Source organism: Hymenobacter sp. UYP22, assembly GCF_040547285.1.
GTDB lineage: Bacteria > Bacteroidota > Bacteroidia > Cytophagales > Hymenobacteraceae > Hymenobacter.
Genome location: NZ_JBEPPK010000002.1, coordinates 524,333 through 546,988, shown reverse-complemented (window position 1 = coordinate 546,988; position 22,656 = coordinate 524,333). Strand labels below are relative to the sequence as shown.

The 22,656-nt window shown below is 60.1% G+C and carries 26 protein-coding genes; 8 read left to right on the top strand and 18 right to left on the bottom strand.

Annotation, left to right across the window (positions count from 1 at the left end):
* Nucleotides 1–42: 42 nt before the first annotated feature.
* Together ABIB60_RS05800 and fdhD are read right to left on the bottom strand one after the other, a co-directional pair.
* The gene (locus ABIB60_RS05800; RefSeq protein WP_315997372.1) at nt 43–369 is read right to left on the bottom strand and encodes a DUF7009 family protein; all 327 of its coding nucleotides are present in this window, start codon (nt 367–369) and stop codon (nt 43–45) included.
* Nucleotides 370–395: 26 nt separating this feature from the next.
* Nucleotides 396–1,274, bottom strand: coding sequence for a formate dehydrogenase accessory sulfurtransferase FdhD (gene fdhD, locus ABIB60_RS05795; protein ID WP_354578382.1), 879 nt, complete (start codon nt 1,272–1,274; stop codon nt 396–398).
* Nucleotides 1,275–1,425: 151 nt separating this feature from the next.
* On the opposite strand from fdhD, the gene moeB reads away from it, so the two are divergent.
* The 4 genes from moeB to ABIB60_RS05775 all read left to right on the top strand — a co-directional run bounded on the left by moeB (nt 1,426) and on the right by ABIB60_RS05775 (nt 4,819).
* Nucleotides 1,426–2,583, top strand: coding sequence for a molybdopterin-synthase adenylyltransferase MoeB (moeB, locus tag ABIB60_RS05790; RefSeq protein WP_354578380.1), 1,158 nt, complete (start codon nt 1,426–1,428; stop codon nt 2,581–2,583).
* A gap of 105 nt (nt 2,584–2,688) precedes the next feature.
* The gene (locus tag ABIB60_RS05785) at nt 2,689–3,291 is read left to right on the top strand and encodes a hypothetical protein (RefSeq protein WP_354578378.1); all 603 of its coding nucleotides are present in this window, start codon (nt 2,689–2,691) and stop codon (nt 3,289–3,291) included.
* A gap of 40 nt (nt 3,292–3,331) precedes the next feature.
* Nucleotides 3,332–4,495 (top strand): putative sulfate/molybdate transporter, encoded by a 1,164-nt coding sequence (locus ABIB60_RS05780; protein WP_354578377.1) that lies wholly within the window; start codon nt 3,332–3,334, stop codon nt 4,493–4,495.
* Between the two features lie 6 nt (nt 4,496–4,501).
* Nucleotides 4,502–4,819: a hypothetical protein gene (locus ABIB60_RS05775; RefSeq protein WP_354578375.1), complete on the top strand. Its 318-nt coding sequence runs from the start codon at nt 4,502–4,504 to the stop codon at nt 4,817–4,819.
* Nucleotides 4,820–4,981: 162 nt separating this feature from the next.
* On the opposite strand, the gene ABIB60_RS05770 is transcribed toward ABIB60_RS05775, so the two are convergent.
* A complete protein-coding gene (locus ABIB60_RS05770; protein WP_354578373.1) occupies nt 4,982–5,803 on the bottom strand; it encodes a DUF2490 domain-containing protein in 822 nt (273 codons plus the stop codon).
* 102 nt (nt 5,804–5,905) lie between these two features.
* The gene (locus ABIB60_RS05765) at nt 5,906–6,709 is read right to left on the bottom strand and encodes an alpha/beta hydrolase (RefSeq protein WP_354578371.1); all 804 of its coding nucleotides are present in this window, start codon (nt 6,707–6,709) and stop codon (nt 5,906–5,908) included.
* Between the two features lie 75 nt (nt 6,710–6,784).
* On the opposite strand from ABIB60_RS05765, the gene ABIB60_RS05760 reads away from it, so the two are divergent.
* Complete coding sequence (locus tag ABIB60_RS05760) at nt 6,785–7,276, top strand: TlpA family protein disulfide reductase (RefSeq protein ID WP_354578369.1); 492 nt, start codon at nt 6,785–6,787, stop codon at nt 7,274–7,276.
* 57 nt (nt 7,277–7,333) lie between these two features.
* Here the strand turns inward: ABIB60_RS05760 and ABIB60_RS05755 are convergent, their stop codons facing one another.
* Nucleotides 7,334–7,612 carry a DUF1294 domain-containing protein gene (locus tag ABIB60_RS05755; RefSeq protein WP_354578367.1) on the bottom strand — a complete coding sequence of 93 codons (279 nt, stop codon included), beginning with the start codon at nt 7,610–7,612 and terminating at the stop codon, nt 7,334–7,336.
* 174 nt (nt 7,613–7,786) lie between these two features.
* Nucleotides 7,787–8,797 carry a GTP 3',8-cyclase MoaA gene (moaA, locus tag ABIB60_RS05750; RefSeq protein ID WP_354578365.1) on the bottom strand — a complete coding sequence of 337 codons (1,011 nt, stop codon included), beginning with the start codon at nt 8,795–8,797 and terminating at the stop codon, nt 7,787–7,789.
* Nucleotides 8,798–8,975: 178 nt separating this feature from the next.
* Between moaA and moaD the strand changes: the two genes are divergently transcribed.
* Complete coding sequence (gene moaD / locus ABIB60_RS05745; protein ID WP_354578363.1) at nt 8,976–9,218, top strand: molybdopterin converting factor subunit 1; 243 nt, start codon at nt 8,976–8,978, stop codon at nt 9,216–9,218.
* Nucleotides 9,219–9,388: 170 nt separating this feature from the next.
* Nucleotides 9,389–9,808, top strand: coding sequence for a molybdenum cofactor biosynthesis protein MoaE (locus ABIB60_RS05740; protein WP_354578361.1), 420 nt, complete (start codon nt 9,389–9,391; stop codon nt 9,806–9,808).
* 3 nt (nt 9,809–9,811) lie between these two features.
* On the opposite strand, the gene ABIB60_RS05735 is transcribed toward ABIB60_RS05740, so the two are convergent.
* From ABIB60_RS05735 to moaC, 3 genes are all read right to left on the bottom strand, one after another.
* Complete coding sequence (locus ABIB60_RS05735; protein ID WP_354578360.1) at nt 9,812–11,605, bottom strand: S41 family peptidase; 1,794 nt, start codon at nt 11,603–11,605, stop codon at nt 9,812–9,814.
* 115 nt (nt 11,606–11,720) lie between these two features.
* Entirely contained in the window at nt 11,721–12,905 is a 1,185-nt protein-coding gene (locus ABIB60_RS05730) for an NTP transferase domain-containing protein (protein ID WP_354578358.1), read from the bottom strand.
* Complete coding sequence (moaC, locus tag ABIB60_RS05725; RefSeq protein WP_354578357.1) at nt 12,895–13,383, bottom strand: cyclic pyranopterin monophosphate synthase MoaC; 489 nt, start codon at nt 13,381–13,383, stop codon at nt 12,895–12,897. Before moaC ends, ABIB60_RS05730 begins: the two co-directional genes overlap by 11 nt.
* Before the next feature lie 251 nt (nt 13,384–13,634).
* Between moaC and ABIB60_RS05720 the strand changes: the two genes are divergently transcribed.
* Complete coding sequence (locus ABIB60_RS05720) at nt 13,635–14,873, top strand: molybdopterin molybdotransferase MoeA (protein ID WP_354578355.1); 1,239 nt, start codon at nt 13,635–13,637, stop codon at nt 14,871–14,873.
* Nucleotides 14,874–14,877: 4 nt separating this feature from the next.
* Here the strand turns inward: ABIB60_RS05720 and ABIB60_RS05715 are convergent, their stop codons facing one another.
* The 9 genes from ABIB60_RS05715 to metF form a co-directional block, all read right to left on the bottom strand.
* Entirely contained in the window at nt 14,878–15,492 is a 615-nt protein-coding gene (locus tag ABIB60_RS05715) for a hypothetical protein (RefSeq protein ID WP_354578353.1), read from the bottom strand.
* 52 nt (nt 15,493–15,544) lie between these two features.
* Nucleotides 15,545–15,961 (bottom strand): putative signal transducing protein, encoded by a 417-nt coding sequence (locus ABIB60_RS05710; RefSeq protein ID WP_354578352.1) that lies wholly within the window; start codon nt 15,959–15,961, stop codon nt 15,545–15,547.
* 94 nt (nt 15,962–16,055) lie between these two features.
* Nucleotides 16,056–16,202: an MFS transporter small subunit gene (locus ABIB60_RS05705; RefSeq protein WP_354578351.1), complete on the bottom strand. Its 147-nt coding sequence runs from the start codon at nt 16,200–16,202 to the stop codon at nt 16,056–16,058.
* A 32-nt stretch (nt 16,203–16,234) separates the two neighbouring features.
* Complete coding sequence (locus ABIB60_RS05700; protein ID WP_354578349.1) at nt 16,235–17,638, bottom strand: L-lactate MFS transporter; 1,404 nt, start codon at nt 17,636–17,638, stop codon at nt 16,235–16,237.
* A 346-nt stretch (nt 17,639–17,984) separates the two neighbouring features.
* Nucleotides 17,985–19,535, bottom strand: coding sequence for an N-acetylmuramoyl-L-alanine amidase (locus ABIB60_RS05695; RefSeq protein WP_354578348.1), 1,551 nt, complete (start codon nt 19,533–19,535; stop codon nt 17,985–17,987).
* A 71-nt stretch (nt 19,536–19,606) separates the two neighbouring features.
* The gene (locus ABIB60_RS05690; RefSeq protein WP_354578347.1) at nt 19,607–20,134 is read right to left on the bottom strand and encodes a hypothetical protein; all 528 of its coding nucleotides are present in this window, start codon (nt 20,132–20,134) and stop codon (nt 19,607–19,609) included.
* A gap of 80 nt (nt 20,135–20,214) precedes the next feature.
* Nucleotides 20,215–20,784 (bottom strand): energy transducer TonB, encoded by a 570-nt coding sequence (locus tag ABIB60_RS05685; RefSeq protein WP_315997349.1) that lies wholly within the window; start codon nt 20,782–20,784, stop codon nt 20,215–20,217.
* 292 nt (nt 20,785–21,076) lie between these two features.
* On the bottom strand, nt 21,077–21,547 hold the full coding sequence (locus ABIB60_RS05680; protein ID WP_354578345.1) for a tetratricopeptide repeat protein: 471 nt from the start codon (nt 21,545–21,547) through the stop codon (nt 21,077–21,079).
* A gap of 112 nt (nt 21,548–21,659) precedes the next feature.
* The gene (gene metF, locus ABIB60_RS05675; protein WP_354578343.1) at nt 21,660–22,616 is read right to left on the bottom strand and encodes a methylenetetrahydrofolate reductase [NAD(P)H]; all 957 of its coding nucleotides are present in this window, start codon (nt 22,614–22,616) and stop codon (nt 21,660–21,662) included.
* Nucleotides 22,617–22,656 lie beyond the last annotated feature (40 nt).

Genomic DNA, 22,656 nt, shown 5'->3' with positions numbered 1-22,656 from the left:
GCATGGTGGGAATGACGGTGGAATAGAGAGAAGTACAGGGTGCTAATGCTTACAGCCCAGGTCTTTCTCTACCAAAATATGCAATACTTGATTATCGGCAACTTCGCTGGTGCCGCGCAGGCTCACCTCATCCGTTGAGGTCCAGCTGTCGGCCAGGGAGGCAGGTAGCAACACCCGAATACATCCGGCTTCGTAGCGGGTGCTAAGAGTCAGGGCATCGGCGTCGCGCTCCAGGCTATACGTAAGTTGCTCGGCGGAGGTCGGGCCCAAGGGTACCCTGATTTTCAGACTTCCCTGCTGACGGAAAATATCCACCTCAGGTGGGTCGAGGCGCAGGCGGAGCGTATTGTCTTCGAGGCGAAGTTTCATAAGGAATACAAGAGAAGTGCAGCGTATCAGACAGCGGCTGAACCGACTATCCGCCAGGCGTGGCTATACACATTAAAGCGGTTCTGGCGTACAAAGCCGCACACCGTCATGCCGAAATTATGCGCCGCCTGCACCGCCAGGGAGGAGGGCGCGCCCACGGCCGCCAACACCGGAATACCCGCTACGGCCGCCTTCTGCACCAGCTCAAATGAGGCTCGGCCACTCACCAGCAGCACCGTGTTGTGCAAGGGCAGCAACCCCTGGAGCAGGGCCGCGCCAATTACCTTATCGAGGGCATTGTGGCGGCCTACATCCTCACGCAGGAGTAGCAACTCACCTTCCGGCGAAAATAAAGCTGCTGCGTGCAGGCCGCCCGTTTGCTCAAACAGCTCCTGGGCTTGGCGCTGCTGCTCCGGTAGCAAGTGAATAACGCTGGCCGCCACCTGTGGCCCAGTAGTGGGCAGTACCGGGCAGGCGGAGGCATGCACCGCCTCAATACTGGTTTTGCCACACACACCGCAGCTGCTGCTGGTGTAAAAGTGGCGCTCCAGTCGGGGCAGGTCGGGGAGGGTGGAGGGAGCCAGTTCGGCCCGCACCACATTTTCCCGCTCTTCTTCCTTCTCCACATCGGGGCAGTAAACAAGGCCCTGCAATTCCTGGCGGCTACTGATGATGCCCTCCGTAAGCAGAAACCCCGCTGCCAGCTCAAAGTCGTGGCCCGGCGTGCGCATGGTAATGCTCAGGGTGCGGTGCTGCCGCTGCCCGGCGGGCCCGAAGCCCACCCGGATTTCCAGGGGCTCCTCGGCCGCCAGCACGTCGGTAGCTTCCATAGCGGTAGTGCCTTGCACGCGGTGTACGGTTACGTACTCGTAGCTGGTAGGTGGAAGAAAAACGGGAGCTGACACGGCAGGAAAAAAAAGATGAAACCAGCAGACTTTACGTACAACCGCCAAAGCCGGCGGCACATTGGGTTAACCTTCGGGAGGAGAAGTAAGTTTGAGCCTAACAGGCGTTGCTATTTGGCGGGGCCTTCGTAAGCTGTTACCGCTACCCTCCATGCTCACCCAAGAAGAACGCCAGATATACCGCCGCCACTTGCAGCTACCCGAAATTGGCGAGGCCGGCCAGCAAAAGCTGAAAGCGGCCCGTGTGCTGGTAGTAGGAGCCGGAGGATTGGGCTGCCCCGTGTTGCAATACCTGGCCGCGGCGGGTGTGGGTACTTTGGGTATTGTGGACGCCGACAAAGTGGACCGCAGCAACCTGCAGCGCCAGATTCTGTACGGCCCTGCCGACCTAGGCCAGTCTAAGGCCGAAACCGCCGCCCGCGCCGTGCGGCGCATCAATCCGCTGGTGCACACAGAGGTGTATGGCTGCCGGGCCACGCTGGGCAGCGTGCGTGAGCTGGTGAGTAAGTATGATGTGGTGGTTGATGGCTCCGACAACTTCCCTACCCGCTACCTCCTCAATGATGCCTGCGTGAGTTACTGTAAACCACTGATTTCGGGCGCTATTTACAAGTTTGAGGGGCAGGTGTCGGTGTTTAACTACCAGGGCGGACCTTCCTACCGCTGCCTGTTTCCGCAGCCGCCCTCGGCGCAGGAGGCTCCTAACTGCGACGCCACCGGCGTGCTAGGAGTGCTGCCCGGGCTGGTAGGCACGGCCCAGGCCACCGAAGCCCTGAAGGTGGTATTGGGTATTGGCGAAGTGCTAAGTGGGCGGCTGTGGCTGTTTGATGCTCTCACGTTTCAGACCCGCACGCTCAAATTTGCCCGTCGCCCCGAGCAAGCCACCATCAACCTCGACACCGCTAATACCGCCGACTATGCTGACCTGTGCGGGGCCCCGGTGCGTAGTATTTCAGCTGCGGAGCTACAGGCGCAGTTGGCTTCGGCCCAACCGCCTTTTCTGCTGGATGTGCGAGAACCCCACGAGTACGCCGCCGGTCATTTGCCCAATGCTACTCTTCTGCCCCTGAGCGCTCTGGAAAAAGGCGTGGCTACCCTGCCCAAGCAGCACCCGGTAGTAGTGTACTGCCGCTCGGGCCGCCGCAGTGCCCAAGCCGTTGAGCGCCTGCAAACTGAGTTCGGCCTAACCAACCTGCTGAACCTGGAAGGTGGTATCCTGGCCTGGGAGGATGAGGTGGAAACGGTGGAAGAAGCAGCCCGCCCGGAAGCGGCCGAAAACCAGCAGGGGGGCTCGTGCGGAGTACGGTAGCACTGGCTGGGCACTTGCATCAGACCCGCCAACTGCCGTGCTTGGTAACTACTGTTATCTTAAGGAGAAAAGAAAAGTGACTATACCCAACTAATCCTCAAGACTATGACCAGGAAATTGGTACAGATGCTACTGCTGCTGGTTTTTTTGGGCGTGATACCCATGGGCTGCTGCAAGGAGCTGCGTGACTACGCCAACGTGCGGGTGGTGCAACTGCTGGTGGCAGAAACCAGCAATGGCCCCGCCTTCACCGCTGGCACGCGCACCGCCGCCGCCCAGCTGCTGGTAAGCTTGGTGCTTAAGTACGACTACCTGGCTGCTGCCCCGTCCCGAAACTGGTTTGCGGCCAGTGCTATGGCCTTTCAGTGCGATGAGCCCGGCTCAAGGGGGCTGAAAGACAAAATATCCGAGCTGTCCTTGACTAGTACCGGGCAGTTTAACGGGGTAGCTGCCGGGCAGCCGCTAAACCAGTTTGTGCGCTGCTTGGCGGGTAACAGCAGCTACCAGGGCGTATCTTTCCCGCTGGCGCAACTGGCCGACTCCCTGAACTCCTGGAAATCGGGGGGATACGATGAACTGGACCGGCCAATTGAACTAATAGTAAGCCCCAAGCCCGCGGACAACGCGCAGCAGCAATTCCGCTTGCGTATCCGGCTGCAAAGCGGAAAAGAAATTGAGCAAACCACCCCCAGCTTTATCTGGGAATAACTACCAGCGCCCTACTGGCCGCATTCCGCCCTCTAACACCATGCCCCTCACCGCTACCCCGCCGCCCCGCCCCCGTATTCGATTCGACCGGAATGAGCTGGCGGGGGCTTTTGGCGACCTGGGTACCGACCTGCCCCTGCTCATTGGCATCATTGCCGCCTCCGGCATGGATAGCGCGGGTGTACTCATCATGTTCGGGCTGATGCAGGTGTTTTCGGGGCTCTGGTACGGGATGCCCATGCCGGTGCAGCCCCTCAAGGCCTTTGCCGCCCTGGTTATTGCCCAGAAAATTCCCGGCCGCGTCATCTTCGGGGGTGGGTTAGCTATTGGCGTGAGCATGCTGTTGCTATCCTTAACCGGCCTGATTGACGCTTTGGCCCGGTTGGTCCCCAAGCCCGTTATCCGGGGCATCCAGTTCGGGCTGGCTTTGCAGTTGGCCACGCTGGCGCTCAAGAAGTACGTGCCCGCCGATGGCTTGGCGGGGTATGTGCTGGCCGCGGCGGCCTTCCTGGTGACGGTGGTGCTCCTGGGCAACCGGCGCTGGCCGGCCGCGCTGGTGGTGCTGGCCCTGGGCGTCAGCTACGGCCTGCTGTTCAAGCTCGATTTTGCCACCGCCCACCGCGCCATTGGGCTGCACCTGCCGGGCTGGCAGGTACCCACCTGGGACAATGTAAAGTACGGAGCCATCCTGCTAGCCCTGCCCCAAATTCCGCTTTCCCTGGGCAACTCGGTGCTGGCTACCCGGCAGGTGGTGGAAGATTACTTTCCGGAGCGTCCCCTCTCGGTGCGGCAAATCAGCTTCACCTACGGCCTCATGAATCTGGTAAACCCGTTTCTGGGTGGGTTTCCGGTGTGCCACGGCTCGGGGGGCATGGTGGGCCACTACACGTTTGGGGGGCGCACCGGGGGCTCGGTGGTGCTGTACGGCGGGCTGTTTCTGGTGCTGGGGCTGGGGTTCAGTCAAGGTTTCCAGCAAATCGTGCAGATTTTCCCCCTGCCTATTCTGGGGGTGCTGCTGCTGTTTGAGGCTCTCACGCTGGCCACCCTTCTGCGCGATATCAGCGGCTCCCGCTCCGACCTATTGCTGGCTTTGCTGGTGGGTTTGCTGTGTAGTGGGCTGCCGTATGGTTACCTTGTGGGCCTGTTGGCGGGTACGGCCCTGTACTACGCCATGCAGCGCGGCTGGGTAGGGCTGGGTAAGTAACTGCGTATGGAAGAACAAGTACTCTGTCGGATCTGGAAAACAGTGCGCATTGAGGCCGGCCCCCAGCCGTTCCAGGGCTACTGGAGCATGGGCGAAGGCGTGGTGTTCGACTTCAGCACCCTCAACCAGGCTCCTGATACACGGCTGACGGCTACGGGCTGGATGAAACAAGCCGGCAAAATCGTGCATCCCGGCAACGAATCATCCCTGTATCTGCTCATCAAAACTCTCTCCGACCAGCACCTCACCCTGGAGCTGCACATGCTGTACTCCGGCGAGGCCCGGCATACGCTTACCCTACACCTGGTGCCGGTGGCGGCTTAACTGGGTTGGGAGGATACGCTGATAGTACATCATGCAGAGCGCAGCGAAGCATCTCGCGTGCTGACGTTGCGGTAGTAATCAGACATCAACACGCGAGGTTCTTTGCCGTCGGCTCTGCATGACGACCCGGATAGTAGCGAATAGCCATAATGCTCAAACATCCTAGTCGGGTTGGGAGGGCACGTACTCTGGCGAGGCGGTAGCAGTAGCCGGGCGGCCCAGGCGGTAGATAACCGACAGCACCACATTGTTTTTGGCTACGGTAGTTTGGGGCGTGAATACGTTTTGGCGGTAGTTAGCGGGCGTGTAGTTGGCCTGGTTCAGCCAGCCGCCCTGCACCGTCCAGTGCTTATCAAACTGGTAGCCCACGCCCGCGTACAGCCGGTTGCGCTCAAAGAACGGCCCCCGGGGGTTAAAAAATACCTCGTCGTACACCGACAGAAACGCCGTTTTGTCCGTAAAAGTGGGCCGATTAAGGGGCAGAAACGTGTTGAAGCGGTAGCGCATGCGTGTGCGGTAGCGCGAGGAGCCGGCCGGCACCACATTGTCGCGGAAACGGTACCAGCGTTCCTCCATGCGGTAACGATGCTCCAGCTTGAGGCGGGCGGCAAACTGCGTAAGCGTAAGCTGCTGCCAGAGGCGTCGTTCCACGTTGAGGGGGCCGGCGCTCAGGTCGCGGTAGTCGGCGGTGGAGTAGCGGCCGCCGGCCAGCATTAGGGTGAAGTTTTTGGCTACATCGTAGCTCACGCCACCTTTTAGCTCGGTGTAGAAATACTGGCGGAACAGGCTGTTGGAGCGGGTTTGTACTTCTGCGTATCCGCCCCAGTGTTTGGGGCCGCCGGGCAGCACCACCGTAGCAACGTGCCAGGTACCCGTTTTCGGGTCAGGAATAGCATTGGTCTGGCCCTGGGCAGTGGTGGGCGCCAGCAAAGGTGCAAGTAGCAGGCCAGCACAAAAAAGCAGACGGGAGGGGAAGGGCAGCATTAGGAGCCGAAGGTAAATAACCTGGCTTCCTCCACCCAATTTGGCCCGCATTCCGGCCTGCTCTTCTCTCATCACTGAGCTCCATCAACCTGACCTTTCCACCTACAGTCCCGCCAAAATCCGGCGCATGGCTTGCTGGTAGGCTGGGTTGTCCGTCATACCATTGTGGCCCGCCCCGGGCAGGGTAATAAACTGGTCCTGGGGTTTCAGCGCCGTTTTTAGCCGCTGGGTTGACTGAGGACTGATAACCTCGTCCCGGTCGCCGTGGAAGATGACAATGGGCGCTTGCACTTGCGGCAGCACTTCATCAGTAGCCAGCGGGTAGCGCACAACAAAGGCCGGAACCCAGGGGTAATGCTGCCGGGCCATAGCGCGCATGCTGGCGTAGGGTGCCTGCAGAACCAGAAGTTGCGGCCGGTGCCGGGCCGCCAGCCACGCCGCCGGCCCCGTGCCCAGCGAGTAGCCTAACAGTACCGTACGGTTTTCCGCAAACTCGCGCGTAAGCTGTTGGTAAGCCGTATCCACATCGGCGAGCAACTGCGTTTGGCTGCTGATGCAGCCCTCACTTTTGCCGTAGCCCCGATAATCGAGCAGAAACACCGAGTAGCCCAGCCGGGTGTAGGTAGCCGCCACCTCACCCCAGCTATCCAGTGCCCCGCCGTTGCCGTGCAGGTAAAAAATCAGCCCTTTGGCCGCCGAATCGGCCGGGAACAGCAGGCCGTGCAGGCGGGTGCCATCGGCCGTCGGAATCCACCGCTCTTCAAACTGGCCATTGAAATTGAAGCGGTGATTGGCGGGGAGCTTGGTGGGGAAGAACAGCAGCCGTTCCTGCTGAAAATACAGTAGCACACACACCGCCACATATAAGGCTGCTCCTATGCCTAGTATCCAGAATAACAACTTCATAGTAGGCTAAGGATACGAGCAATGAATAAAATGCTACTTTACTGAAATTCCTGTGGTTAAATATATCCGTCCGTTATGACCATGCCGCCACTATTCCTCTTTCTGTTCCTCAGCTCCAGCTTCGCAATGTCTCCTACTACACGAGAGCGGGCCCCCGATTTTCGTTTACAGGACACAGCAGGTAAAGCAGTCCAGCTCCAAGATTTTCGGGGTAAGGTCGTATATCTGGACTTTTGGTACAGCGGCTGCAGGCCTTGTGTGGCCGAAGCACCCGCCGCGGAGCGCCTGAAAAAACGGTTGTCGGGCAAGGATGTCGTTTTCGTTTACATCTCGACCGATGTGGTGTTGGAGCCTTGGCGAAAGACTATTATCACGCACCAACTCGCCGGTCCTACCAGCGTCCATTTGCTTGACCCAGAAGGAATACGCGCAGCAAGGCCGTATCATGTGGACGGATTTCCTACATACATGATTATCAGCCGACAAGGGGAATTTATTCAACGCAATGCCCCCCGACCATCAGAAGGTAACGCCGCCGAGCGGGCGCTTCTACAAGCGTTGAAATAAGCTTGCTTGGTTGATCGAGGACACATAAGCTCCCTGTTTACTCAGCGTATAGCCTAGCTAAAACGACGTCTGCAAATAGGGCCACATAAAATAAAGAGCCGTCCCTTGCAGCAGCGTCAGCAACAGGGTGATGCTCCAAAAGGCGGCCTTGCGGTTTTTGTGGTGGAGCAGTAGAATTGCCACCCAGGCACCAAGAGCCGCGCCCGGCAACGTAGCGAAGTGCAGCGTTTTTTCCGGGATGCGCCGCTGGCTTCGTTGGGCTTTCCGTTTATCCAAGGCGAAAAGCAGAAAGCACAGCAGGTTGAGAAAGAGCAGGCAGCTCAGGAGTACATTCATGGTGCGGGAGGCAGGCTGCCGGTGGCGTGGGGGGCGAAAAGCGCATCAGTAGGGCCACAATGTATAGAGCCGGGCTCAGACAAAAGGCCAGAATAGCTAAGCGAATTTGTGGGTACACTTGGTAAGCCGCTTGCACAATGGGCTGGTACCAGCACCTGAAGTTGCTGACTTCGCTTATCCCCCAATCGTGCTCATCGACTCGAAGCTGAGCTGGTGCAAGGGGCGCTGGCTCTCGGCCTCGAAGCCGTTGGCGGCGCGGTTCCGGAACGCCGACTTCAGGGCTTCCGCAACCTGCTCATCAGTGGAACCACCACGCAGCAGAGCCCGCACATCCAGCACACCCTGGTCGTAGAGGCAGGTTTTTACACCGCCTTCGGCCGTGAGGCGGATGCGGTTGCAGGTGCCGCAGAAGGTGCGCGAGTAGGCCGCAATAATGCCCAAACGGCCCTGGTGCCCGGCCACGGTGTAGTGCGAGGCCGTGTCGCCGGGGCGGGTGGCCACTGGTGTCAGTTCGCCCAGGTTGAGCTCCAGATGCTGGCGGATACGGCGGTGGTTCCAGGGCAGAACGGCCGCGTCGTGGCTGCCGCCGTTGAAGGGCATTTCCTCAATAAAGCGCACATCCACGGGTAGGTCGCGGGTCAGTTCCGCCAGGGGCAGTAAATCCTGGGTGTTTTGGCCGTCCATCACCACCGCGTTGATTTTGACCCGAATACCGGCCCCCAGCAACGCATACAGCGTGTCCAGCACCCGGGGCAGTTCGTCGCGGCGGGTGATGCTGGCGAAACGGGCTCGGTCCAGAGTATCCAGGCTCAGGTTCACGGCTTTTACGCCCATACGGGCAAGCTCCGGTACGTGGGGCGCGGTGAGCACCCCGTTAGTGGTCATGGTTAGCTCCTCAATGCCCGGAATCTGGCTGAGGCGGTCCATAAACGGCACTAAGTCGCGGCGCACAAATGGCTCCCCGCCCGTCAGGCGCACTTTACGCACGCCCAGCCCCGCCATGATGGTCACCAGCCGCTCCATTTCCTCGTAGGTCAGCAGCTCCTGCTTGGGCAAGTACTTGATGCCTTCCTCGGGCATGCAGTAAAAGCAGCGCAGATTGCACCGGTCCGTTACGGCCAGCCGCAGGTATTCCAGCGGGCGGCCATGATTATCAAACAGAACGGAGGGTACGACAGCGGACATAGACAACAGAGCGAAATAACGGCGGCGCCAGCGCAACCAAACAAACAACGTAAATCAGGCGTTTCCGTTCGGGTAAACTGCAACCGAGGGGGCACCGCCGGTTGGCTGCTTCCACCTGGTCTGGCAGCTACCCCACCTGGCGCGGGGCCTTTCCCGAACAAGAACTACTAGATAACCAATGAACCTGAAAATTGCTTTGTTTGGCATTGCCCGCGAAATCGTGGGGCAGCCTACGCTGGAGGTGGCAGCCCCGGAAGGGCAGTCGGCTCAGGGGCTGCTGCAGGACCTGCACGCCCGCTACCCCGAGCTGGCCCGCCTCAGCAGCCTGGCCGTAGCCGTTAACAACGAGTACGCCGCCGATGATACTCCGCTGCAGGAACGCGACGAAATAGCCCTGATTCCGCCCGTGAGTGGTGGCTAATCTCAGTTGCCGGTTATCAGTTATCAGTCTTCAGATAATGTAGCCCGTCATGCTGAGCTTGCCGAAGCATCTCTCCCGCTTCGTTGAATCGTTGCAGCCGAAGCGCGCGAGATGCTTCGGCTGCGCCTCTGCATGACGTTCCGTTTGTCCATTACTATTCCCTCCTTCCTTTGATTCACATCGACCTGACTGACCAGCCCATCGACGTAGCCGCCGCCCTGCAAAGCGTAGAAGCGGACGGGGCCGGGGCCATTAACACGTTTATTGGTACCGTGCGCAACCGTAGTACCGGCCGGGCCGTGGTACGCCTGGAGTACGAGGCTTACGACAGCATGGCCCTGCACCAACTGCGCAAAGTGGCCGAGCAGGCCGCCGAGCAGTGGCCGATGGTAGAAAAAATAACCGTGGTCCACCGCAAAGGCACCCTGCACATCGGGGATGTGGCCGTGGTGGTAGCCGTTTCCACGCCGCACCGGGCCGAGAGCTTCGCCGCCTGTCAGTACATCATCGATACCCTAAAGCAGGTAGTCACTATCTGGAAGAAGGAATTTTACGAAGATGGAGACGTGTGGGTAGCGGCCCATCCGTAGCCGTTATTTCACGAGCGGCGCGCCGTTTTCAATGTAGGCAACGGCGCGCTCCAGCACCTCGTCGCGGCCCGCTTTAATGCCGGCAATGGTGGGCTTTACTTCCACATCGGGCACAATACCGATGCGCTGAGTTTCGCGGCCGTCGGGGTAGTACACGCCCAAGCCGGAAATGCGGGTGGTAATGTTGCCGGGCAGCACAATGGTTGATACGTTACCATCGGCCCCGGCCGTGGTGCTGCCCATTACCACGGCGCCCGGCACCGCGCGCAGGGCCATGGTGGTGTATTCCGACTGGCTAACCGAAAGCTCATTCACCAGAACCACCACCTTACCCGCGTACGGCTTTTCCTTACCAGGAAAAACCTGCAACGGCTCCGTGGTGCTGAACAGCCCAGGGTAAGTGGGCGTGGGTACGCTGAACCGCACAAACTCGGTAGGTTTGCTCAGGAGGTATTTCGTGAGGGAAAACACCACGAAGTCCGACGGGTAATTGCGGATATCAATAATAAGGCCTTTGGTGCTCTGCGCCTCCTGCATAATGCTGGGCAGCTCCTTGTTTTGAATTGTGCCCAGCGTGAGGTGCCCGATATTGCTCGGTAGCTTGCGCCAAGCGGGAGCTTTCGGGTCGGGCGTGCCCAGGTTATACAACAGGTTTAGCTTGTTGGGTAGGTAGCGCGGGATGCTGAACGTCAGCTCTTTACCATCGCGCTGGACTACCAGTTGGGCTTGCTCGGTGTTGCCGCGTAGCAGGTCGCGGGCAATGTTACGCAGCTGGGTGGGCTCGTTGGAGGCCGGGGTAAGGGGCTTGCGCTCAGTAACCAAGTCTTGCACCTTGCGGCCATCCACGGATAGTACGATGTCGCCCTTAAGCAGACCAGTGGCCGGGCCCAGCTGCGGATCGAAATACTCCGTAACAACCGGCTGCCCTTCCACAAACCGCACTTGCACCGGCGCGTAAAACCTGCCTCGGTAGCTTGCTATTACCGGGTCCCCATCCGAGATGTTGGCGTGAGTATCATGAATGCGGGCAATGAGGGCCAGGGCCGCCAGGCGGTATTGCTCCGGGGTGCGGGCTCCTACAAACTGTGGCAGAAACTCCGGTAGCACTTGCTGCCAGTCCTCGCCCGTGGCGTAGCGGTAGGGGAAGAAATAGTCAATCATGTTCCAGTAGCGGAACAGGGCCAGTACCCGCAAGCCATCGTCGGGCAGGTTACCGGTGACAGAGGGATACGCTAATTCGTGCTCAAACAGCGGGTTGTCTATTTTCGGGACATTGCGCACGTAGTAGTGCGGGCCTTGGTTGCGGTTCTGGCGCAGGTACAGCAGCTGCTGGCTAAGCTCCGAGCTGAGTTGTTTCGTGTCAGTCAGCCAAGCTAGGTCGGGTTGCAGCCGTACATCCTCGGGTTTCGGCTCCCGGCAAGTAGAGCAAGCCGGCACCGGGCCCAAGCTGGTAAGCCAGCTACTCAGCACCCGGCTGCGGGCCTTTTGGTTAGAAGCCTGCAACACCTTGGGCATCAATCGAAACAGCTCGGCATCCATGTTAAACTGGCCCGCCGCCACGGCCGGGTGGTAGTATTTCGCGAAGCCCCACACCCGGCCCAGCACCGCCAGGTTTTCGAGCTGCTGCTGGCTAAGGTTGGTAAGAGTGATGCCAGAGCCCCGCGCAAAAACCGTGTCCTGCTCGGCCTTGAAGTGTTGCTCCGGTTTTAGCGAGGAGTTGGAGCTTGGAGTTGACTGCTGCGCCTGGGCAGAGAGCGTGCAGGCCACCAGGGCCACTATTGGATAGATGCGTTTCATATAACGGAATAGAGTCAGAAAGATGCCCTAAAGTAGCGGCAACTCCCTGACTCTATCCTGTTTATTTTTGCCTGGGCCGCTCTACGTATGCAGCCCTGACGAGCGTTTTCGCTTTTTACTGCAACTCCTGCCGCACCTGGGCCGCCTCCTCGGGCGTGTTCACGTTGCGCAGTTCCTGGGGTGAGGGGGCAGGCAGCAGCTCAATATCGGAGTTGATGAGCGACTTACGGGGGCAGCTGTAGCCCAGGCTCAGAAAACGCAGCAGGGTACCGTAGCTGCGGGGCTCCCAAATGGCAATTAGCGGCTCGGGCCACTCGTTTTCGGGGCTTTGGAAAGCCGTAGCCATGCGGCCGGGGTGGCGGTTTTCCAGCAGGTGCTGCAGGGTAGTGGCCGAGAGAAACGGTAAGTCGCAGGCCACTACCAGCCAGGCCGCGTTGGGGTCGAGGCGAAACGCGGAAAGCAAACCACTCAGCGGACCCAGGTCGGCAAACGTATCGGGCAGGGGGCGCAGGCCGGCATACTCCAGCTCCGTTACCTGGTCGGGGCGGCAGGATACGTGCACGTCCTGGCAGAAGGGAGCCAATAGCTCGGCGGCGTAGGCGCGCTGCTCCTGCCCGTGGTGGTAGGCGAGTTTGCCCTTATCCTGACCCATGCGCTGGCTGCGGCCCCCGGCCAGTACCAAACCGCGCAGGGGAGGAGCGGCAACGCGCCACTCTTCCAGGATCAGCTCGGCCAGGGCGGCCGTATCGTGCAGGGGCAGTACGGGCACGTTGGCTTCCTGCAGGTGGGCGCGCAGGTAAGCAGGCACTTCCGTCACGCCTTCGGGCAGAAGCAGGGCGCGCACATCGGTTAGGCGGTCCAGCTTCTTCTCCACTGGTTTGGCCGGGTCGAGAATGACGAGTTGCTGCCGGGCCCGGAAGTGGTTGCCGTTCACCAGTACCAGGCTCTGGTGGTGTAGCAGCTCGGGCTGGCTAAACCGGTCCAGGGGGCGTTTTACATCCAGGCGAGTGAAGGTGATTTTGTCGGTTAGCTCAGCCGTTGCGCCGGCCTGCAGAATGGCATCCTGGCCGCCACTGCCACCCTGGGCCGCATCGTCGCCGGCGGCGTGGTCGGCATCTACGTAGGCTACGCGCAACGTGTCAGAAAGCAACGGTAGCAGTCGAGCCGCCAGCTCCTTGATGCGGCCACAGGGCGCACCCAGAATAGCCAGCTCGTGGCGCCCAAACTCCCCAATATCGGGCCGGGCTAGTTGGGCATGTTTGCGGCGGGGCTGGTCGGCGGCGTGGGCGTTATCCGGCATGGTGGAAGTCCTGTTTGCCGCCGGTTTTGCTCACCAAGCGGGTTTCCTGAATCAGAATATCGTGGGAAAGTGCTTTGCACATGTCGTAGATGGTGAGGGCCGCCACCGAAGCGCCAGTCAGGGCCTCCATTTCCACGCCGGTTTTGCCGGTTACCGTGGCCGTACACTCAATTAGTACGGCATCTGGCCCATCCACTTCAATGGTTACCTGGCAGTTATCCAGGCCCAGCGGATGGCACAGGGGAATCAGCTCCGAGGTGCGCTTGGCCCCCATAATACCAGCCAGAATGGCCGTCTGGAACACGGGGCCTTTGCGGGTGGGCAGGTCGCCTTCCTGCACTAAGGCCATAATTTCGGGGCCCAACACCACGCGGCTGCGGGCCCGGGCCACGCGGCGGGTAGGCTGTTTGGCGCCCACATCAACCATGGCGGGTTGGCCGGCGGCATCGAGGTGGGTAAGTTTGGGAGAATCGGACATAAGTAGCACAAACTTCCGCTTGTGGTTGGAGGAAAAGTAAAAAGTAGCGAGTAAGGGCTGTACGAAGGGCCTGCCGGAAAGTAGCGTGAACTTTGTAGTTCGCGTCCGCATGCCATTAGGTCTTCAGCCATTCAGTTAACGTTCGAAGGCGCGAACTACAAAGTTCGCGCTACGGCTTTCCTGCCTGAACAACCAGCCGGTTTCCTCGTTGGGTAACAGCGCAAGCTACGGCTTGCCCTACATTCGCACCTATGATTTCCGTTGAAGAAGCCACCCGCCTCGTTGCCGCCACCGTCCGTTCCCTGTCCGTTGAGTACCTGTCGTTAGGCTTGGCCGCGGGCCGCATCCTGCGCGAAGACCTTCGTGCCGACCGGGACTTCCCGCCCTTCAACCGGGTGGCTATGGACGGTATTGCCTTGCAGTTCGCCGGTTTAGCGGCGGGCCAAACGGAGTTCCGCATTGAAAGCGTCCAGTTTGCCGGCCAGCCCCCCGTGCCGGTGCAGGATGTTAAGGCCGCCGTGGAAATCATGACCGGGGCCGCGCTGCCGCCCAACCTCGACACCGTTATCCGCTACGAAGACCTCACGTTCCGCATTGATGCGGCGGGGCAGCGCTGGGCCACCGTGCAGGTGCCCGCGCCCCACGCCGGCCATAACGTGCACGCCCGCGCCGCCGACCGCCAACAGGGCGACTTGCTGGTGCCTTCCGGTACGCGCCTGGAGCCGGCCGAAATGGCGGTGGCTGCTACCGTAGGCGCCGCTACCGTGGCCGTATCGCGCCGCCCCCGGGTGGCCGTGGTCAGCACCGGCGACGAGTTGGTGCCCATCACGCAGCAACCCCAGGCCCACCAGATTCGGCGCTCCAATGCGCTTATGCTGCAAGCCGCTGCTTGGCAGGCCGGGGCCGAAGCAGAGGCCTTTCACTTCGACGACGACCCGGCCGCCCTACGCCAGGGGCTGCCGGCTTTGCTTACGGGTTACGACGTTGTTATTCTGAGCGGGGGCGTATCCAAAGGCAAGGCCGATTTTTTGCCGGAAACCCTGCGAGAGTTGGGCGTGGAGCAACGGTTTCACGAGGTGGGCCAGCGGCCCGGCAAGCCGTTCTGGTTTGGGGAGCAGCCGGGCGGCGCGGTGGTGTTTGCCTTGCCCGGCAATCCGGTTTCCACCTTTGTGAACTTCTACCGCTACGCCCGGCCCTGGCTGCTGGCCGCGCAGCAACCCGAGGGCGCCATCTTCGGGGAAGTGGCCCTTGGCGGACCCGTACCGGCCGTGCTAACGGAGAATATAGCCTTCAAGCCGCGCATCACCCATTTCAAGCTGGTAAGTCTGGCCCCTGGCCTCAATAGCCACCTGCTGGCCACGCCCGAGCGGGCCGGCGGCTCCGGCGATATGGCCAGCCTGCTTACCTCCAGCGGCTTCCTGGAGCTGCCGCCGGAGCCGGAAGTTTTTCCGGCCGGAGCGGTGCTGCCGGTATGGCGGTTTCGGGGGTAGTGGGTTATCGTTTCAATAGATTCTGTAAAGTGTTGCGGGTGCGAATTACCTGCCCACGGTTAAAACCTTTGCCTTCGCATTCTTCATAAAAATCGGGTGCATAAAAGCTGGCTGACCTTGCGCTGGTACGGGTGAGAAAATGCAGGATACTAGTTTCGGCGTCATCCACTCCGCAGATTTGGCCCGTTGGATGTGGATCAGCATCCCGTACTTTCCAGAGCTGCGTAGGGTGTAATGTTTGCCAAATCTGCGCCAGATTCCTAACATTCACTTCTGGTAGAAGTAGATATCGGTTAGTATCGGGTATAGTGGTCCGAAAGCGCGCCTCTTGTTCATTAAAGTAATGGGCAAGGCCGCCAGGTATGAAGTCTTCTTGAGAGTATGTATAGGGGCTTCGATACGTGAAGAAATATACTTCCCTGCCCTGCTTGGCCAAGATTAGCAAGTCAGGCGCATCAAGCCAGCCAGAGTTTTCGTACACCAATGTGCTGTCGAAGTTCTGCTGGAAAAACCGGAATAGAGGCGGGGAAGTTGGTGCCACCTGCGCCCGCGCCAGAATGGGCGCAGCTATGTACCCGACGAGCAGGATAAGGAGTATGTGGACAGCTAAACGAAGCATAGGCGTTTTACCGCAGTAGAAGCGGCCGATAAATATACGGCCAGCGGGCCCTTCACCCCTCGAAATCGAACCCACACTGGAAGCAGTGGCACTGGGGCCGCTCGGGGGCCAGCAGCCAGAGGCGCAGCTTCACAAATAGGTTGTCGTGGGGCTGGGGCTGGTGACGGCATACCACGTCGGGGTGGTGGCAGCGGGGACAGCGCGGGGCGGTGGATGCAGCCGGCTCATCTGAGAGGGTATGCATAACGGAATGATGGGGCTGCAAGGCCTGCTGGGCGGCGGCTACGTCCTCGGCCCGCACAAACAGGCGTACGGCTCCCAGTACAGGTCCATATGGGCGGTTTTCGTTGCCCAGGAAACAGGGAATATCGGCGGCTTCCAGCTGGTTTTTGGCCAGGTGCGCGGCAATGATATCCGTGAAAGAAGCCAGCAGGACAATTTGGGAAGGCTCGGTGGAGCTGGAGTGCATGGGAAGAAGCGCAGGAAAGCAGCCGCGCCGGGCCAAAAACAACAGAAGCACCCGTTTGGGTGCTTCTGAAGATGGAAAAGTTAGCGCAGAAAAGCTACTTAAACAGGGCCAGCGCTTTAATAAACGTTTGGGATACGCCCCACAGCAGGGGAATGCCCACGTACAGCCAGGCAATAACGGCCGACCCACCTACTGCTGCGGGCTCGGCGGTTGGGGTGGGGGAGTTGGATGGGGTGCTCATACGAAAGTTGCTGGTTAGGAATGGATAATTGCCTAGTGGCCGCCGGCTTCAACTGTCACCGGACCTTTCTCATAGTATTCCTCCTTCACGGGGCGCACCGCTAGGTTGGCTAGCAGGCCCAGGACCAACACACCGGCCATGGTGTAGAATACGTTTTGGTAAGCCGCTGCCCCGGTCAGACCCTGCTCTTTGGCATGCTCGTGCAAGGTGTGCACGATGAGCGGGCCCAGTACACCAGCCGTACTCCAGGCCGTGAGCAGGCGGCCGTGAATGGCGCCTACCTGATACTTGCCAAACATATCGGAGAGGTAAGCCGGCACGGTAGCAAAACCGCCGCCGTACATGCTGATAATCACGCAGGCTACTACCACAAACAGCGTGAGCTGCAGGCCGTGGCCCAGGGTAGGAACTAGCGCATACAGCAGAATGCCCAGCCCAAAGTAAATAGCGTACGTCATCTTGCGGCCCAGCTTATCGGAGGCCGACGACCAGAAAAACCGGCCCAGCAGGTTGAACAAGCTGAGCAGGCCCACAAAGCCCGCCGCCGCCGCCGCCGTTACGCCCCGGCCCGCGCCCATGGCCCCATCCGAGAAGGTTTCCTGAATCAGGGGCGAAGCCGTTTCGAGTACCCCGATACCCGCCGTTACGTTGGTAAGCAGTACCACCCACAACAGCCAGAACTGCGGCGTTTTGATGGCGTTATCGGCCGATACGTTGGCCGTAGTAATCATGGCGTTGTGCTCGGTACTGGGCACGTAGCCGGCTGGTTTCCAATCGTCGGCGGGCACCCGGATGCTCCACACCCCAAACTGCATAAACAGTAGGTACACAATGCCCATCACAATGAAGGTAGGAGCTACACCCTGCGGAGCCGAGTCCTTGAAGTAGCCCATCAGGTTGTTGGCCAGCGGGGAGCCAATCATAGCGCCGCCCCCGAAGCCCATAATGGCCATGCCGGTAGCCACGCCCTTGCGGTCGGGGAACCACTTAATGAGCGTACTCACCGGCGAGATATAGCCAATGCCCAGCCCAATGCCGCCCACAAAGCCGTAGCCGAAATACACCAACCAGATACTGTGCAGGTGCACGCCCAGCGAAGCAATCAGAAAGCCTCCGCCGAAGCAGAGTGCCGAGGCCAGCATGGCCTTGCGAGGGCCTACCCGCTCCAGCCACTTTCCAAAAATAGCCGCCGATAAGCCCAACAGCACAATAGCAATGGAGAAGGTAATGCCGATTTGGGTAGGCGTCCAGTCGTCGGGGGCCGGCTTATTCACGTCGCCGCTGATGAGGGCGCCCAGGGGCTTGTTGAACACGCTGAAAGCGTAGGCTTGCCCAATAGCCAAGTGAATGGCCAGGGCCGCCGGCGGTACCAGCCAGCGGTTGTAGCCTGGTCCGGCCACGGTGCGACTCCGGTCCAGTAAAGAATCGTTTGCCATAAAGAGTGTGGGTGTTGGGGGAGAGTGAAAGAACGAACTGGCCGCCGGAGCAGCACCGCCTGTGCAGGGGGCTGTACGCATTGGCCACCAATAAGGTAGAGCTGCTAGCTCCGCTTTGGTACCCGCCGGCAACTATTTTTTGCTAAAAAGCTATAGCAATGTTAGCGCAGGAGCGAGGCCCCTACCGCCTAAAGCTGTTGCCCAGCGCCTACCTATCATACGATCCTAAAGGATGTAGGTACACGCCACTGCCCTCTAGGAAGCACTTTTTGACAAAATAATTCCCGGTGTTGTGCCTGCAGTAAGCCAGACCGTGAGGCGTTTGTGGAGGCAGTGGCCGAGAAAATCAGTGGTTTTCGGTGGCTGGTTCTTGGCCTAGCCAGCCCCGAAGCCCCGGAGCCCGGGTGCCCTTCAGAAATTGCTCCAGCCCCCGCTTCATGGCTTCGGCCATGCGCTGCTGAAACTGCGGGTCAGTGAGTCGCTTTTCATCCTCGGGGTTAGATACGAAAGCCGTTTCCACCAATGCGTTAGGGTATTCCGTGGGGCCATTCAGGCCGAAGTTGAAGCTGCCCACATTCCCAAAACCGGCCAGCCCAGTACCGCGCATCTGCTCGTACAAGGCCACCGACAGCGGCCGGAAAGCCACGTAGCGGTAAAACGTGCTGGTACCGTGGGCACTGGCACTACCCGCCGAGTTGACGTGGATGCTGACCAGCACATCGGGGTTGAGGCGGCGCAGGAGCAGCACCCGGTCGCCATTGTCCACGGTGGCATCGGTGGTGCGCGTCATCAGCACCCGGGCCCCGGCCTGCTCCAACTCCCGCTGCAGCTTCAGAGCAATGGCCAGCGTCAGGTCTTTCTCCCGGGCTCCGGTGGCCCCAACGGCTCCGATGTTGGTGCCGCCGTGGCCGGCATCAATGGCTACGGTAAGGCCACGCAGGCGCAGCTTTTGCGGTGGCCGCTTCACCCGGATTTCCAATGTATTACCCCGGTAGCCAATGTGGTAGCCCCAGCTCTGGCGGTGGCGCAGGGGCAGAATCATTCGGAACACGTCGGGCTGTAGCTGCTCATAGGTCACGTCGCCCAACTCCTGTAGGCCCTCGCGCTGGGTTATCCAGTTGGTATTGGAAGTAGCCCCGAATACATCCACTACCAGTCGGCTGGGCCCGGTAAGCAGCTGGGAGCGGTAGGGCAGGCGTTGGGAAAGGGGCACCCGCACGTAGTCATACACCGAGTCGCCCTGCACGCTCCAGGAGCCGGTGAGAGAGCTGGGCACGAAGCCACCCGGGGGCAGCAGGCGCACTACCTCCTGGGGCACCCAGGCCACGTTGGTTTCCGAGAGCTGCACCCGGTACTGGTTGCCCACGCGCCCGGTCAGGTGCAGCACTACCGCCGAATCGAGGTAGCCCAACTTGGCCCCGCCCAGTCGGTCTTCGCCCAGCCCGTAGTTCAGGTAGGCCAGCTCCCCTTTGGTGAGGGCTAGCTGGGGCTCATGGGGGCTGAGAAACCGGACTTTACTTCTGCTGTACGCCGTGGCCTGCACACTGTCGAGGGTGAGCAGCTGGAAGCTGATGCGGCGGTTACGCAGCGTGTCGGTGGGCTGCACCACGTAGGTTCCCTGGTACACGCCGCGTTTGCCCTGGGCCTGGGCGGGCAACAGTTCTACGAGCGGTTGCCCGTTCAGGAAGGAGGCGCGCAGGCCCGGCGTGCCTACCAGGCGCACCTGCAGCCGGTCGCCGGGGCGCAGCCATTGGTCGGTGGCTGGTACAGTTTCGGCGGTGGTAATAACTGGTGCCGGCTTGGTTGGGGCAGCACCAGGCCGCCGCTGGGCCTGCGCCGCCATTAAAGAAATCCAGCTCAGAAAAACCAGGCAGTATACACGAAGCAGCAGCAGCATAGGCAAAGGCAACGAAAAAGCCCCGCGCAGGGCGGGGCTTTCATTCAGATACTTCCAACGCAGGAAACGGGCTACGGTTGCTTCACGGCATCGCCCAGGTCCTTCACGTCGCGGCCGGTTTCCAGGGCCGTAAACTCGGTTTGCAGGGCCCGAATGTGCAGTTCGTCGCGGCCTTTAATATCAAGGCGGATGTTGCGGAACTGCGCGTTGAGGCGGCGGCTGATAGCGGTAGCATAGTCCCAGTCGCGCTGAGTCCACTGGCGGCGGTTGGCCCGCACCTGCTGCATAAACTGCACAAAGGCCGGCTCAATGGTGGTAGGCGTCAGGCCTTCAACGGCCGCGTAGGTACCCAGCAAGTCATTGGTGAAAGCCGTTTCCGAACTTTTGTCCAGGGGCTGGCGGCTGCGGGATTTCGACACCGAGTCGAAGCGGGCGGCGCGGCGGCCAGCCACGCGCAGCTTGGCGGCGGCCTCATCTACGGCCGTATCCAGCTTGCGGGCTTCCTGTTTCACCATTTCCTGCCGCTCCCGCGGGGTCGAGTCGCAGGCGGCCAGCAGCAGAGCGCCTGCCGACAACCCAAACAAAACGTGCTTTTTCATGGCCGTAAGATACGAGAACAGGCAGTCAACAGTTAGCCCCCGCAGATGGGCGCCGGAGTTCCGGTGGCATCTGCGCCGTTTTACTGCTGGCTTAATCGGAACGTGAAGGGTAGCTCAAATTTTGATACGACGGCCCGGCTGCCCACGCGGGCCGGAATCCACTGGTTGGGAATACTGCGGGCAATGCGCAGGGCTTCTTCGTCGCAGCCCGAGCCAATGCCCAGCAGCACCTGCTGGTTGGAGGCGCGGCCCAGCGTGTCAACCACAAAAGAAACGACTACCCGGCCCTGCACGTTTTTGGCCTGGGCCGCCGGCGGGTAGTTCAGCTTGCTCATGTACGGTGCCAGAGCAGCGTCTCCACCCACAAAAAACACCGGATGCGTAACCCGTTGCCGCGTCCATTCGCCGCTGGCCGTCTGCACCGGGTAGGGCACATCATCAAAGGGCCGGAAGAACAGGAGCTTATTGGTGGAGTGGTCGTACTTCTGGGTGATTACCTGGCTACCGTCGCGGGTGTAGGCATAGTATTCCCACACCCCCACTTTCTCGCCTTTATCCAGCAGGCCACTGGCAGTATCGGTTTTGCGTAGCTTCTGGGCCTGGGTGCTGAAGCAGATAAGTACTAAGCTAAAGAGTAGGAGTTGTTTCATGAGCGGCGGGATTGGGGTTGGGCAGGCAGGGCAAAATGTAGGAACGGCCGGCTGGAAACCCAGTCGGCCTACTTGGTTGTGGAAAGAAAATTATAGTTTTAGTACAAAGCAGGCCTAGGCCTGTAGGGGTGGGAAAAGAAGTAAAACCAACAGAACTATCGGCCTGAAGCGGCAGACATACGCAAAACTACGTCGGGGGGATTGACGAGCTTGCTCTCCTAGTCCGGGAAATATACAACTATCCGTGCAACTACCCAAAGCCTAAAGCTCCAGACAGTTGAGTCAGCGGCAGTTACTCTTCCAGCGCATCGCGCAGACTGCGCAGTTGGTTTTGCAGGCCCGGCCAGCCGGGGCACAGCTTCTCTAGGCGCTGCAGCACCAGCAGCGCCCCCCGGTTATCCCCGATAGTGCGCAGGATGGCCGCCCACCCCGACAATGCCCCAAAATGCCGGGGCTCCAGTCGCAGAGTTTCGCGCACGTCGCGCAGGGCCGCGTTGAACTCCCCGCGCAGGTAATACGCCGTAGCCCGTTTATTCCACCCTTCAGCGTACTCCGGCGAGGCGGTAGTCAGCTCCGTAAATTCCGCAATGGCTACCGTGTACTCCTCCGCCGACAGGGCCCGCATGCCCGCCTCCAGGTGCTTGTCGAGCAGCGGGTGGTTGGTAGTGAGCCACAACTGCCAGATTCCGTCCTGCAGGGCCTCAATTTCTGTGGGCGAGGTAGCAACCCGCAGGCGGCTGAACAGGTCGTCGAGGGAATTCAAAGTGTGAATTTGTGAAAGGTGAAATGGGAAAGAACAGGCGCCCTTACAGTACGCTAAGCCCGGCCGCCCAGGTAAAGAACGAGGCACAACTTCATCTTTCACAACAGCACTCCTAAAAAAGTGCCGCCGCCACCCGGCGCACCGCCTCGGCCTTGCCCATGCTGTAATAGTGCAGCACCGGTACGCCGTGGGCCATTAGCTCGCGGCTCTGGTTGATGCACCACTCAATCCCGATTTCGCGGGCGGCGGCGTTGTCGGGGGCCAGGTGCACGGCATCCACCAGCTCGTCGGGCAGGTTGAGGTAGAACGAACGGGGCAGGGCCGTAAGCTGGCTTTTGGTGGTGAGCGGCTTGAGGCCTGGTATGATGGGCACCAGTATGCCAGCCGCCCGGCACTTTTTCTCGAAGTTGAAGAACTGCTCGTTGTCGAAGAACATCTGCGTCACGATGTACTCGGCGCCGCGGTCCACTTTGTGCTTGAGGTAGCGGATATCCGCCCCCGAGTTAGGTGATTCGAAGTGCTTTTCGGGGTAGCCAGCCGTACCAATACAGAAGTTGGTAGCCCACACATCATCCTGCTCCTCATCCAGGTACGCCCCCTTGTTGAGGTCGGCCACCTGCCCGATTAAGTCGCAGGCGTAGCCGTGCCCATCCGGGTGGGCCTTGAACACACCCTCCGATTTAATGGGGTCGCCGCGCAGGGCCAGCACGTTGTCGATACCGAGGAAGTGTAGGTCGATCAGGGCATTTTCGGTTTCTTCCTTCGAGAAGCCACCGCAAATTAGGTGGGGCACCGTATCCACGTCGAAGCGGTTTTTGATGGCAGCGCAAATGCCAACTGTGCCCGGCCGCTTGCGCACCGTTTTCTTTTCCAACAGGCCGTTGAGGTGCTGCCGGTACACATACTCCTCGCGGTGGTACGTAACGTCAATAAACGGCGGCTTGAACTCCATCAGGGGCTCAATATTCGAAAACAGGTTCTGAATATTTTCGCCCTTTTTGGGGGGTAGGACCTCGAAGGAAAACAGCGTTTTGCCGTTGGCCCGGGTCAGGTGTTCGGTTACTTTCATACTGCTGGCGCGAGTCTCCCAGGGCTGAAGCCCTGGGCTA